Raw genomic sequence first — 13,407 nt, forward strand, 5'->3', positions numbered from 1 at the left:
GCAGGGGTCCCCACTTCAGCGCTCCCTCCACCGCCCGCATCGAGCGCCGCCTCGGCGGCTTCATCGGCGCGGTTCATGACCCGCGCGTAGACGCCAACGATGATCAGATACGCCAACGGCGCGCCATAGGCCGCCATCCAGAACGCGAAGGGCCATCCGATGAAATCAAAGCTCAGGCTGCGCGCGAAGAATGCGGGCACGAACGTCAGTGCCGCCCAGACCACAAGCAGCAACAGAATCAGCCGCAGATTGCGGCGCCAATAGGGGGTGGTGATAGGCGGGGAAAGAGATGCGCGGGATTTCGGCATAGCTAGGATGTTTTCAGACCCTATCTGGATAGCGCGAAACGCTGCGTCTGAAAAGCCCTTGCGGATGAAATCCAGGCTTTTTATGCGACAACGGCTGGCACTCTTTGGTGCCAGCCGTTGTGCGTTTTGCTTTTTTTGAGTACTGCTTTACTTTTTTTATGTACCGGTGCCGCCGGTATTTGCCCATGCAGGGCTTTGTCTCCTCACCTGCATGGGAAGAGATTCTGCACCAAGTGCGGGAATGCCACACTAGGGGAATGCCCTAAGACGGAGCATTCATTTACATATTCCTCGCACCACAACGGTGCCATTTGACCGGAAAGTTCTAAATATTGGGATTTTTTGGCAAAAAAGCCGGAATTGAGCCGAATTCAGGAATCTGGCGCGTCCCGCAATATGACGGCCGCCACCGCGCCATGCCCGGAATCGGGCGCGCCGGTCCGGCCCATCAGCCCCCTGGTCCGCCCCGGACGCCGCGCCTTTTTATTTCTTGTTTACACCCGCCCGCCCAACCTATATCCCGTTTTTACCCCCCGCTCCGTAACCTGCCGGTGTCCTGATTGTCACCTGGCCTGCCCCGGCGCGCATCCGCCTTTGCCGCGCAGGCCCGTCGTTCGAAGGGAGCGCTGCTCCCGGGAGGAAAAACGTGGATGCCATCTATATCGCCGCCTTCGCCGTCATGGCCGGCGCGACGCTAGCCCTGCTGCAATTTTGCGCAGCCCTGTCCGGGGGAGAGCCGTCATGAACTGGCTTTACTGGCTTAGCGGCCTGACCGCGGCCGTGCTGTTCGTCTACCTGTTGGTGGCGCTGTTCAAACCGGAGAAATTCTGATGACCGCCGAATTCGTCGGATTGCTGGCCTTGTACCTGGCAATCCTGCTTGCGATCGCGCCGCTGCTCGGGCGCTACATCCGCGTCGCCATGGAAAACGGGCAATCCAGGCTGACCGCCTGGGGCCGCCCGCTGGAGCGCGGCATCTACCGGCTTGCCGGCATTGACCCGCAGGCCGAAATGGGTTGGAAGCGCTACGCCTTGGCCGTGCTGGTGTTCAACATGGTCGGCATCGCGGTCGTCTATGGCTTGCAGCGCTTGCAAGGCATGCTGCCGCTGAACCCTGCCGCCCTGGGCGCCGTCAGCCCGGATTCCGCGCTGAACACCGCGATCAGTTTTGTCAGCAACACCAACTGGCAAGGCTATGGCGGCGAATCCACCATGAGCTACCTGACGCAGATGCTGGCGCTGACGGTGCAGAACTTTGTCTCGGCCGCCACCGGCATCGCCGTGCTGTTTGCGTTGATACGCGGCCTGTCGCGCCACTGTTCGGCCACGGTGGGCAACTTCTGGGCGGACATGGTTCGCTGCACGATGTACGTGCTGCTGCCGCTGTCGTTCGTGCTGGCGCTGTTGCTGGTCAGCCAGGGCGTCATCCAGAACTTCAGCCCGTATCAGGACGTGCAGACGGTGCAGGCCCTGCACTACGAACAGCCGCGCGTGGGCGCCGACGGCCAGCCGGTGCTGGACGCGTCCGGCCAGGCCGTGACCGACCCGGCAGTCACCTCGACACAAACGTTGGCGATGGGCCCCGTGGCCTCGCAGGAAGCCATCAAGCTGCTGGGCACCAACGGCGGCGGCTTCTTCAATGCCAATTCCGCGCACCCGTTCGAGAACCCCACGCCGCTGGCGAACTTCATGCAGATGCTGGCCATCTTGATGATTCCCGCCGCGCTGTGCTTCACCTTTGGCGAAATGGTGGGCAGCCGCCGGCAGGGCATCGCCATCCTGGCCGCGATGACGGTGCTGTTTGCCGCGTTTGCGCTGACCACCGCCTACTTCGAACAGCAGCCCAACCCCATGGCGGCGCAAGCCGGCGCGGACAGCGCCATGACGGCCCTGGCGCCGGGCGGCAACATGGAAGGCAAGGAATCGCGCTTCGGCATCGCGGCCACGTCGCTCTTTGCCATCATCACCACGGCGGCATCGTGCGGCGCGGTGAACGGCATGCACGATTCGTTCAGCGCCATGGGCGGCCTGCCGCCGATGTTGCAGATGCAGTTGGGCGAAGTGGTCTACGGCGGCGTGGGCTCGGGGCTGTACGGCATGTTGGCCTTCGCCGTGCTGGCGGTGTTCATCGCCGGCTTGATGATCGGCCGCACGCCCGAATACCTGGGCAAGAAGATCGAAGCCTACGACATGAAGATGGTGTCCATCATCATCCTCGTTACCCCCTTGCTGGTGCTGGGCGGCAGCGCGCTGGCCGTGTCGGTATCGGCGGGCCAGGCGGGCGTGCTCAATCCGGGCATCCACGGTTTTTCGGAAATCCTGTACGCACTGTCATCGGCCGCCAATAACAACGGCAGCGCGTTTGCCGGGCTATCGGCCAACACGCCTTTCTACAACGTGCTGCTGGGCATCGCGATGTGGTTTGGCCGCTTTGCCGTGATCGTGGCGGTGCTGGCCATGGCCGGCTCGCTGGCGGCCAAGCGGCGCCTGCCCGCCGGCCCCGGCAGCATGCCCACCACCGGCCCGCTTTTCGTCGTGCTGCTGATCGGCGCGGTGCTGCTGGTGGGCGCGCTTACGTATGTGCCCGCGCTGGCCCTGGGGCCGGTCGCTGAACACCTGCAACCTTGAATGCAACAGGCTAGGAAACAACATGGCCAAGATTGAAATGCAAACCTCAAGCGCAGGCGGCGCCGCCGCCTGCGCACCCGACGTCACCCCCCAAGAGCGCCCGTTCGGCATGTGGTCCCGATCGCTGGTCGCGCCCGCGCTGCTGGACAGCCTGCGCAAGTTGTCGCCCGCCGCGCAATTGAAAAACCCCGTCATGTTCGTCGTGTACGTGGGCAGCATCCTGACCACCGTGCTGGGGGTCATGGCCCTGCGCGGCCAGGCCGAAGCGCCCGCCGGCTTCATCCTGGCCATCGCCGTTTGGCTGTGGTTCACGGTGTTGTTCGCCAACTTCGCCGAGGCCCTGGCTGAAGGCCGCGGCAAGCAGCAGGCGGCGACGCTGCGCGGCTTGCGCACCACCATCAACGCGCGCCTGCTCAAGAACTTTCACGATGCCGACGCCCGCGACGCACATCCCGATCAATGGCGCGGCCAGGCCGTCAGCCAGGCTTCGGGCCTGCTGCGCCGAGACGACGTGGTGCTGATCGAAGCGGGTGAAACCATTCCCGGCGACGGGCAGGTCATCGCGGGCGTGGCCTCGGTGGACGAAAGCGCCATCACCGGCGAGTCGGCGCCCGTCATCCGTGAATCGGGTGGCGACTTCTCTTCCGTCACCGGCGGCACGCGCGTGCTGTCCGACTGGATCTTCGTGCGCATCGCGGCCGACCCCGGCGAGAGCTTCCTGGACCGCATGATCTCCATGGTGGAAGGCGCCAAGCGCCAGAAGACGCCCAATGAACTGGCGCTGACCATCCTGCTGGTCGGCCTGACGGTGGTATTCCTGCTGGTGGTCGTGACGCTGATGCCCTTCTCCATCTACGCGGTCAGCGCGGCGGGCGGCGGTGCGGCGGTGACCGTGACCGTGCTGGTGGCGCTGCTGGTGTGCCTGATCCCGACCACCATCGGCGGCCTGCTGTCGGCCATCGGCGTGGCGGGCATGAGCCGCATGATGAGCGCCAACGTCATCGCGACCTCGGGCCGCGCGGTTGAAGCGGCGGGCGATGTCGATGTCCTGCTGCTGGACAAGACGGGCACCATCACCTTCGGCAACCGCCAGGCGTCCACCTTCCTGCCCGCCCCGGGCGTGTCGGCCCGCGAATTGGCGGACGCGGCACGGCTGGCTTCGCTGGCCGATGAAACGCCCGAAGGACGCAGCATCGTGGCGCTGGCCGACAAGACCACGCACGCCCCCGCCACGCGTGTGGAAGACGCGGAGTTCGTCCCGTTCACCGCGCAATCGCGCATGAGCGGCGTGAACCTGGGCGAACGCATGATCCGCAAGGGCGCGATAGACGCCGTACAGTCCTGGCTCAAAGCGCTGGACGCCAACGTGCCCGACGCCGTGTTGCATCAAGCCGAAGACGTAGCCCGGCGCGGCAGCACGCCGCTGCTGGTCAGCGACGGCAATCGCGCGCTGGGCGTGGTCGAGCTGAAAGACATCGTCAAGCCGGGCATCCAGTCGCGCTTTGCCGAACTGCGCCGCATGGGCATCAAGACGGTAATGATCACCGGCGACAACAAGCTGACCGCCGCGTCCATCGCCGCCGAAGCCGGTGTGGACGACTTCCTGGCCGAAGCCACGCCCGAGGCCAAGCTGAAGCTGATCCGCGCCTATCAAGCCGAAGGCCGGCTGGTGGCGATGACGGGCGACGGCACCAACGACGCGCCCGCGCTGGCGCAAGCCGACGTGGCCGTGGCGATGAACTCGGGCACCCAGGCCGCCAAGGAAGCGGGCAACATGGTGGACCTGGATTCCAACCCCACCAAGCTGATCGAGATCGTTGAAATCGGCAAACAGATGCTGATGACGCGCGGAGCCTTGACCACGTTTAGTGTGGCCAACGACGTAGCCAAGTACTTCGCCATCATTCCGGCCGCCTTCGCCACCGTGTATCCGCAGTTGAACGTGCTGAACATCATGCAGCTGGCCACGCCAGCCTCGGCCATCTTGTCGGCCGTGATTTTCAACGCGCTGATCATCGTGGTGCTGATTCCGCTGGCCCTCAAGGGCGTGCGCTATCGGCCGCTGGGCGCCTCGGTGCTGCTGCGCCGCAACCTGCTGATCTACGGCCTGGGCGGCCTGCTGGTCCCGTTCGTCGGCATCAAGCTGGTCGACATGGTGCTGGCCGCGCTGGGGTGGGCCTGACGCCCGCGCCGGCCTGGCGCGGCCCGGCCCGCAACATAAGCACGTAGCCCACGTCTGTCATGCCGCCGACATAACCCGCACCCAGTCACTACCGGCCCCCGGCGCGCGCCTCGCGCCCGCCGGTGAGCCCGCCCAGAGCCTGCCTCATTCAAGGAATTCATTATGCAAGCCACAACTTCCGCAAACGCAGCCGCCACTGCGTCCACCCCGGCCCGCCAAGGCGGCATCCTGCGCCCCGCGCTGGTCGTCTTTGCCGCGCTGTCGCTCGTGACCGGCCTGGCCTACCCCTTCCTGACGCGCGGCGTGGCCGCCGTGGTGTTCCCGCACGAGGCGGCCGGCTCGCTCATCACGCAGGGCGACAAGGTCGTCGGGTCGGCGCTGATCGGCCAGGCGTTCAGCGAACCGCGGTACTTCTGGAGCCGGCCGTCGGCCACCGCGCCCATGCCGTACAACGGCGCGGCCTCCGGCGGGTCCAACCTGGGCCCGCGCAACCCCGCGCTGGCACAAGCCATCCAGGAACGCATCGCGGCCTTGAAAGCGGCCGATCCGGACAACCCCACGCCGGTGCCGGTGGACCTGATCACCGCGTCCGGCAGCGGCCTGGACCCGCACATCAGCCCGGCCGCCGCCAACTATCAGGCCGCGCGGGTGGCGCGCCTCCGCCATCTGCCGCGCGCGCAGGTCGATGCGTTGATCCAGGCGCACACCGAAAAACCCTGGATCGGCGTGCTGGGTGACCCGACCGTCAATGTGTTGACCTTGAACCTGGCGCTGGATGCATTGCGCCCTGCGCCATGACGGCGCGGCGTATAGTAGCGCCAGCCTTTTCCACCCCACACTTTGCGCTTCATGGCTGACATTGCTGGCGAGCGTCCCGATCCCGACGCGCTCTTGAAAACGCTGGACGACGCCGCGCGCCAGGCGGTGCGCGGCAAGCTTCGCGTGTACTTCGGCGCATCGGCCGGCGTGGGCAAGACCTACGCCATGCTGGTGGCCGCCCGCGCGCAAGCCGAGCAAGGCGCGCACGTGCTGGCCGGCATCGTCGAAACCCACGGCCGCCGCGAAACGGCAAGCCTGCTGGAGGGCTTGGCAACGCTGCCCTTGAAAGATGTGGCGTACCGGGGCCACGTGCTGCGCGAATTCGACCTGGACGGCGCGCTGGCCGCCCGGCCCGCGCTGGTGCTGGTGGACGAGCTGGCGCATTCCAACGCGCCGGGCTCGCGCCACGCCAAGCGCTGGCAGGACATCCACGAATTGCTGGCCGCCGGCATCGACGTCTGGACCACGCTGAACGTGCAGCATCTGGACAGCCTGAACGAAGCGGTGGGCAGCATCACCGGCGTGCGCGTGTGGGAAACCGTGCCGGACGAGGTCTTCGACACCGCCGACGAGGTCATCCTGGTGGACCTGTCGGCCGACGAACTGCTGCGGCGCCTGAAAGAAGGCAAGGTCTATCTGCCCGAGCAGGCGCGCCACGCCACGCGCAATTTCTTTCGCAAGGGCAACCTGATCGCGCTGCGCGAACTGGCCTTGCGCCGCACCGCCGACCACGTGGACGACGACGTGCAGGCCTATCGCCGCGACCGCGCCATCGATTCGGTGTGGCGCACGCGCGAAGCCGTGGTGGCCTGCATCGGCCCGGACGCGGACGCCGAATACGTGATCCGCAGCGCGCACCGCCTGAGCCAGCAATTGGACTGCGACCTGCACGTGGTCACCATCGACACGCCGCGCGCGGCGCCCACCCCCCAGGGCCAGCAAGACCGCATGCAGCGCAGCCTGGCGCTTGCCGACGGCCTGGGCGCGCGCACGGAAACGCTGCCCGGCGGCGACATGGTGGATGCCGTTGTGCGCTACGTGCGTCGGCACAACATCACCAAGGCCGTCGTGGGGCGCACCCGCGCAAGCGGCCTGCAACGGCTGCGCGTGTCGCTATCCGCCTTGCTGTCGGCGGCGCTGGCGCCGGGCTGGCTGTGGCGCCGCCACAGCTTTGCCGACATGCTGGCCGCGGGCTGCCCCGAAATCGACATCATCCGGCTGGGCGCACCGCCCCTGCCCGCCAGCGCGGCGCCAGGGCGCGACCCGCTGACGCTGGGGCACCGCGCACGCGCGCAAGCCGATGACCGCAACACCGCGCCTTGGTCGGGCTATGCCTGGGCGCTGTGCTATTGCGCGGCCGCCACGGGCTTGTCGATGCTGGCGTTTCCGGCGCTGCACCAGACCAACATCGTCATGCTGTTCCTGCTGGCGGTAGTGGCCGTGGCGCTGCGTCACGGGCGTGGCCCGGCCGCGCTGGCGTCCGTGGTCAGCGTGGCGTTGTTCGACTTTTTCTTCGTGCAGCCGCTGGCATCCTTTGCCGTGTCGGACGTGCAGTACCTGCTGACGTTCGCCGTGCTGCTGGCCGTGGGCCTGTTGATCGGGCAGCTGACGGCCGGGCTGCGGCTACAGGCGCAGGTGTCGGTCAAGCGCGAAGCGGACGCGCGCAGCCTGTACGAATTCGCGCGCGAGCTGTCGTCGGCATTGTTGCCGGAACAGATCGTGGCGCTGGCCGGCGCATTCGTGCACGCCACGTTCGGCTCGCGCTGCGCGCTGTATATCCTGGGCCTGGACGACCGCCTGAAGCTGGCCTCGCCCGCCGCCGACGATATGCCGGCGCTGGAGTCCGCCTTGGCCCAATGGGTGTATGACCATGGCCAACCGGCCGGCGCGGGCACCGCCACGCTATCCAACAGCGACCTGCTGTACCTGCCCCTGAAGGCGCCGATGCGCACGCGCGGCGTGCTGGCCCTGGCCGCGCCGCGCCGCAGTCTGTTCACGCATCCCGACGCGCGCCGCCAGATCGAGGCCTACGCCACGCTGATCGCCATTGCGCTGGAGCGGCTGCACTATGTCGAAGTCGCGCAGCAGGCACTGGTCAGCATGGAATCCGAACGGCTGCGCAATTCGCTGCTGGCGGCGGTGTCGCATGACCTGCGCACCCCGCTGACCAGCCTGGTCGGCATGACGGACACGCTGACGCGCCGGCCGGGCACGCTGCCGGACGATGTGCAGGACACCATTCGCGCCATGCGCGACCAGGCGCAGCGCATGCATGCGCTGGTGGTCAATCTGCTGGACATGGCGCGGCTGCAAAGCCATGACACGCCGCTGCGCCTGGAATGGCAGTCCATTGAAGAACTGGTGGGCGCGTCGCTGGCCGCCATGCGCGAGCCGCTTGCCGCGCACCACGTCACCGTCGCGCGCCTGTCCGACCTGCCGCTGGTGGAATGCGACGGCGTGCTGATCGAACGCGTGCTGTGCAACCTGCTTGAAAACGCCGCCAAGTACACGCCGCCCGGCAGCACCGTGCATATCCACGCGGCGGTGCACGATGACTCGCTGCGCGTGGCCGTCTGCGACAACGGCCCGGGCGTTACACCGGGCGCCGAGCGCCGCATCTTCGAAAAATTCACGCGCGGCGACCGCGAATCCGCCACCCCCGGCGTGGGCCTGGGCCTGGCGGTATGCGAAGCCATCATCCTGGCCCACCACGGCCGCATCTGGGTGGAGCACACGCCGGGCCAGGCCCATGGCGCGCAGTTCGTCTTCAGCCTGCCGCTGGGCACCCCGCCCGACGTCCAGCCCGAATCCACCGAATCCACCGAATCCCCCGATTCCCCCGATTCCCATTGAAAGCGCCTTTTGCATGTTCGACTACCAGCCTACCGTCCTGATCATTGAAGACGACGCCAACATCCGGCGCTTCGTACGCCAGGCCCTGGAAAGCGAGGGCTGCGCCGTGCACGAGGCCGACACGGTCAAGCGCGGCCTGATCGAGGCCGGCACGCGCCAGCCCGACGCCATCGTGCTGGACCTGGGGCTGCCCGACGAAGACGGCATGACGCTGATCCGCGAGTTGCGCGGCTGGACGCAGGTGCCGGTGCTGGTCCTATCGGCCCGCAGCGCCGAGCCGGACAAGGTGGCGGCGCTGGACGCGGGCGCCGACGATTACCTGACCAAGCCGTTCGGCGTCAGCGAACTTCTCGCGCGGCTGCGCGTGCTGTTGCGCCGCCATGCGCGGGCGGGCGCGGCCAGCGCCGCCGAGATCAGCTTTGGCGACGTGCGCGTCGACTTCTCGCGGCGCGTCGTCGAACGCGGCGGCCAGCACGTGCACCTGACCGCCATGGAATACCGACTGCTTGCCGCACTGCTGGCGCACCGGGGCAAGGTCATGACGCATCGAGAACTGCTGCGCGAGGTGTGGGGGCCGTCGCATATCGAAAGCAACCACTACCTGCGCATCTACATGGGGCACCTGCGGCAAAAGCTCGAAGCCGACCCCGCGCAGCCCGTGTTCCTGCTGACCGAGATCGGCGTGGGGTACCGCTTCGCGGGCTGAGCGGGGCAACGGATCGCGGTGACCGGGATGTAGTGAACGTGGATGTAATCAACGTGTCTGCGATCGCCGTGCCTGTGATCCACATTGACGCGATCTTTACGCGTGCCGCCCGTGTCTTGTCTCGCGCTTTATGCCGATCCTCCTATTGTTGCCATCCGTTCAACAGCAGGAGCATTCCATGTCCCGCAATTCCTTGGCCGCGCTGGCGCTGCTGACGCTGGCCGCCACCGCCCAAGCCAATGACGCCCCGGTCGCCCCCGCCGACCCCGACTTCACTTTGTCCGCAAACCTCAGCCTGACCAGCCAATACCGCTATCGCGGCCTGATGCAGTCGGACAACAAACCCGCCGTGCAAGGCGGCTTCGACCTTGCCCACCGCAGCGGCTTTTATCTGGGCAACTGGAATTCCAGCATCAGCTGGCTCGGCGACAGCAACCCCGACGTTTCCGCCCCCGTGGAAATGGATTTCTACGGCGGCTACAAGGGCAATGTGGCCGACGGCGTGCCCGTGGACCTGGGTGTCTTGCAGTACTACTACCCGGGCGATTTCCCGTCCGGCTACACCAGCCCCGACACCACCGAACTCTACGCCGGCATCGGCTATGGCCCGGTCATGTTCAAGTATTCCATTGCCATGACCAACCTGTTCGGCTTTGCCGACAGCAAATACAGCCAATACTTCGACCTGAGCGCCAACGTCGACACCGGCGTGTGGGGCCTGACCCTGAACGCCCATGCCGGCCGCCAGATGGTGAAAAACGTGGACAACGGGTCGTATACCGACTGGAAGCTGGGGCTGACCAAGGACTTTGGACAAGGCCTGTCGGTATCGCTGGCCTACCTGGACACCAACGCGGATCGCGCCGTCTATACCAACACCCGCGGTCGCGACATGGGCCGCGCGACAGGCGTGCTGTCATTGACCAAAACCTTTTGATCCCCCCGGGCGTTGACGCGATTTTTACGCGCCGCGCCCGCTTTTATCGGCGGGGTTTACGGCGCCCTTCCTATAGTGGAATCGTCATCAACCAACCGATACGCGGATCGCCGCAAGCAGCGCCTTCCGCCCCGCCCCCGCCATGATCGCCCAACCCAATTCCTCTGGCCCCGCCTTGCTTGCCCCCTTTCCCGCGCCTGCGCAGGCGCGCAACGAACAGGTGGCGCTGACGGTCAGGATCGATACGCTGGATGCCTTGAACGTGCGCCTGGCGCTGCATCGGGCCCTGGGCACGCGCATCGGCATCTATTTGCTGTCGGTGGACCACGCCCGCGCGCAAAGCACGCTGCAATTGCAATGCAGCCGGGACCAACTGGATGACATGATGCAAGCCGTCATGCGTGGGCTGCCGCAGGCCGAATTCGGCACCGTGCGCCCGGCCGCCACCCTGACGGGGCAATAACCATGGACATGCCCGTCACCCCCCGCTTTGAAGGCATCTGGCTGCCGATGATCACGCCGCTGCGTGGCGGCTATGTGGACGTGGACGCGGCCCAGGCGCTGGCCCGCTATTACCGCAACGCGGGCATCGCCGGGCTGGTGCTGTTCGGGTCCACCGGCGAAGGCAACTTGCTAAGCCTGTCCGAAAAGATCGACATGGCGCAGGCGATCAACAGCGATCCACACGCGCTGCCGCTGGTGTTCGGCGCGGGCGGCGTGGACACGCGCGGCGTGGCCACGGCCATCCGGCGCCTGGACAAGCTTCGGCCGGCGGGCTATCTAGTGCCGCCGCCTTATTATCTGGGCCCATCGCAGGCGGGCATTCTTTGGCATTACCGGCAGATCGCCTGGGCCACCGATCGCCCCATCATCCTGTACAACATCCCCAAGCGCACCGGCGTGACGATGACGGTGGAAACCATGGAAACACTGGCGTCCTTGCCCAATTTTTCGGCGGTGAAGGAATGCGATGCGCCCGTGCTTGCCGCCCTGAATGCGCGCGGCAAGCTGGATGCGCTGTGTGGCGACGACTTGTCCTTGCTGGACCACTGGCTGGCCGGCGGACACGGCGCCATACCGGCCGCCGCGCATCTGTTTCCCGAACGCCACGTTGAAATCATGCGGCTGGCGCGCGCGGGCCAGGCCGACGCCGCCCGGGCGCTATTCGAACCGCTGCGCGCGTTGATCCGGCTGCTGTTCGCCGAACCGAACCCCGCGCCGATCAAGCGTGCGCTGGCCATGCAAGGCCTGATCGCCGACGAACTGCGCATGCCGATGATGCCCGCCAGCCGCGAGCTTACGCCGCGGCTGCAACGAGCACTGGGCGCAATGCAGGCGCTGCCGAGCCGCTTGCAGACAGCTTGAATACCGACACGGCGCGCGCCAGGCCGTCGGCCTGATCGTGCAGGGTCGAGGCCGACGCGGCAAACTCTTCGACCAGTGCGGCGTTCTGTTGCGTCACGCTGTCCAGATGCGTGACGGCCTGGTTGATCTGTTCGATGCCCGCGCTTTGTTCAGCCGACGCCGTGGCGATTTCCCCCATCAACGGCGCGCTGGTGGCCGCCGATTCCAGCACGCTGCCCATCGTGGCGCTGGCCTGCCCCACGCGTTCGCTGCCGCGCGCCACCGAATCGGACGAGGCTTCGATCAGGTCCTTGATTTCTTTGGCGGCCGTGGCCGAGCGCTGCGCCAAGGCCCGCACCTCGCCCGCAACCACCGCAAACCCACGCCCCTGCTCGCCCGCGCGCGCGGCTTCCACCGCCGCGTTCAGGGCCAGGATGTTGGTCTGGAACGCAATGCCGTCGATCACGCTGATGATCTCGCCGATGCGCTGCGAGCTGTGCGAGATCTCCCGCATGGCGTCGATGGCGTGCTGCGTTTCTTCGCTGCCCTGACGCGCCAACTTTGCCGACTGCGCGGCCAGCGCGCTGACTTCGCGCACGTGTTCCGCGCTTTGGCGGGCAGTAGCCGTAATCTCTTCAACGCTGGCCGCCGTCTGTTCCAGCGCGGCCGCCTGCTTTTCGGTGCGGTCCGACAGGTCCAGGCTGCCCGCCGCGATCTGGCGCGAGGCCGCCGCGATGGACCCGGTCGATTGCACGATGCTGCGCAAGGCCACTTCCAACCGTGTCTGCATGCGCCCCATGGCTTCGAACAGCTGCCCGATCTCGCCACGATGGTTGCTGGACACTTCGCCAGCCAGATCGCCGTTGGCCACGCGTTCGCACAGCGCCACGGCCTCGTCCAAGGGGCGGATCACATGGGTGTGGAAAAAACGCAGCGCCGCCAACAGCAACAACACCAACAGACCGATGGTGGCCCCGCCCTGACGCCAAAGCGTCTGGTAGAACGCGGCGTCCACATCGTCCACATACAGGCCCGTGAAGATCAGCCAGCCCCATTCCGCGTCGTAGGTTGCGTAACTGATCTTCGGCAGCGCCTCCTCCGCGCCGGGGCGTGGAAAGCGGTAGTGCACATAGCCGCCGCCCGCCTTGCCGCCGGCATACAGCCGCTGGAATATGGGCAGGCCGTCCACGTCCTTGATGTCCCGCACGTTGGTGCCCACCAATTTCGGGTCAGGGTGCACCAGCAAGGCGTAGTCATCACCAAAAGCGCCCACATAGCCGTCGTCGCCATAGCGCAGCTGCGACAGGCGCCTGGCCACGTTGCGCTTAGCCTCGGCCAGCGGCATGCCTTCGCTGACGCTTTGCTTGCCGTTGCGCAAAATGCCGGCCGACAGGTCCAGCACGTGCCGCAGTTCCGTCTTGCGGTCCTCGACCATTTCACCCCGGCGCTGCCACGCATCCCAGGCGCCCAGCGCCAGCACGGCCGCGCCTATCGCGAAAACGAACCACAACAACTCTCTGCGCAGACTGGAGTTCTTCACCGGATTTCCTTGTAATGCTTGTCATGCCCACTGCGCGCCTGAAACGACAGACGGCAAAATGTGACTGTTTATGTATTTGCGATTTGTCAGG

At 66.4% G+C, this 13,407-nt stretch carries 10 protein-coding genes and 1 pseudogene; 9 read left to right on the top strand and 2 right to left on the bottom strand.

Going from position 1 to position 13,407, the window contains the following annotated elements; translation table 11 throughout:
• Positions 1-38: 38 nt before the first annotated feature.
• Positions 39-308, bottom strand: a pseudogene (locus tag AC0Z35_RS16980) (DUF4212 domain-containing protein); the annotation flags it as partial.
• A 741-nt stretch (positions 309-1,049) separates the two neighbouring features.
• On the opposite strand from AC0Z35_RS16980, the gene kdpF reads away from it, so the two are divergent.
• The 9 genes from kdpF to AC0Z35_RS17025 all read left to right on the top strand — a co-directional run bounded on the left by kdpF (position 1,050) and on the right by AC0Z35_RS17025 (position 11,797).
• Complete coding sequence (kdpF, locus tag AC0Z35_RS16985) at positions 1,050-1,139, top strand: K(+)-transporting ATPase subunit F (RefSeq protein WP_046803392.1); 90 nt, start codon at positions 1,050-1,052, stop codon at positions 1,137-1,139.
• Positions 1,139-2,935: a potassium-transporting ATPase subunit KdpA gene (kdpA, locus tag AC0Z35_RS16990; protein ID WP_485132254.1), complete on the top strand. Its 1,797-nt coding sequence runs from the start codon at positions 1,139-1,141 to the stop codon at positions 2,933-2,935. Before kdpF ends, kdpA begins: the two co-directional genes overlap by 1 nt.
• A gap of 22 nt (positions 2,936-2,957) precedes the next feature.
• Complete coding sequence (gene kdpB, locus AC0Z35_RS16995; RefSeq protein WP_485132253.1) at positions 2,958-5,117, top strand: potassium-transporting ATPase subunit KdpB; 2,160 nt, start codon at positions 2,958-2,960, stop codon at positions 5,115-5,117.
• Positions 5,118-5,279: 162 nt separating this feature from the next.
• On the top strand, positions 5,280-5,915 hold the full coding sequence (kdpC, locus tag AC0Z35_RS17000; RefSeq protein ID WP_485132252.1) for a potassium-transporting ATPase subunit KdpC: 636 nt from the start codon (positions 5,280-5,282) through the stop codon (positions 5,913-5,915).
• A 51-nt stretch (positions 5,916-5,966) separates the two neighbouring features.
• Positions 5,967-8,789 (top strand): DUF4118 domain-containing protein, encoded by a 2,823-nt coding sequence (locus tag AC0Z35_RS17005; protein ID WP_485132251.1) that lies wholly within the window; start codon positions 5,967-5,969, stop codon positions 8,787-8,789.
• 13 nt (positions 8,790-8,802) lie between these two features.
• A complete protein-coding gene (gene kdpE, locus AC0Z35_RS17010; RefSeq protein ID WP_046803396.1) occupies positions 8,803-9,495 on the top strand; it encodes a two-component system response regulator KdpE in 693 nt (230 codons plus the stop codon).
• Positions 9,496-9,673: 178 nt separating this feature from the next.
• Complete coding sequence (locus AC0Z35_RS17015; RefSeq protein WP_219991801.1) at positions 9,674-10,432, top strand: TorF family putative porin; 759 nt, start codon at positions 9,674-9,676, stop codon at positions 10,430-10,432.
• Positions 10,433-10,574: 142 nt separating this feature from the next.
• Positions 10,575-10,895, top strand: a complete 321-nt coding sequence (locus AC0Z35_RS17020) for a hypothetical protein (protein ID WP_046803398.1) — start codon at positions 10,575-10,577, stop codon at positions 10,893-10,895.
• A gap of 2 nt (positions 10,896-10,897) precedes the next feature.
• A complete protein-coding gene (locus tag AC0Z35_RS17025; protein WP_219991800.1) occupies positions 10,898-11,797 on the top strand; it encodes a 4-hydroxy-tetrahydrodipicolinate synthase family protein in 900 nt (299 codons plus the stop codon).
• Here AC0Z35_RS17025 and AC0Z35_RS17030 read toward each other — a convergent pair.
• Entirely contained in the window at positions 11,730-13,316 is a 1,587-nt protein-coding gene (locus AC0Z35_RS17030; RefSeq protein ID WP_485132250.1) for a methyl-accepting chemotaxis protein, read from the bottom strand. The two genes, AC0Z35_RS17025 and AC0Z35_RS17030, sit on opposite strands and share 68 nt — an antisense overlap.
• Positions 13,317-13,407 lie beyond the last annotated feature (91 nt).

The sequence above is a fragment of the Achromobacter sp. 1L-A-4-B-C2 genome (assembly GCF_057291955.1).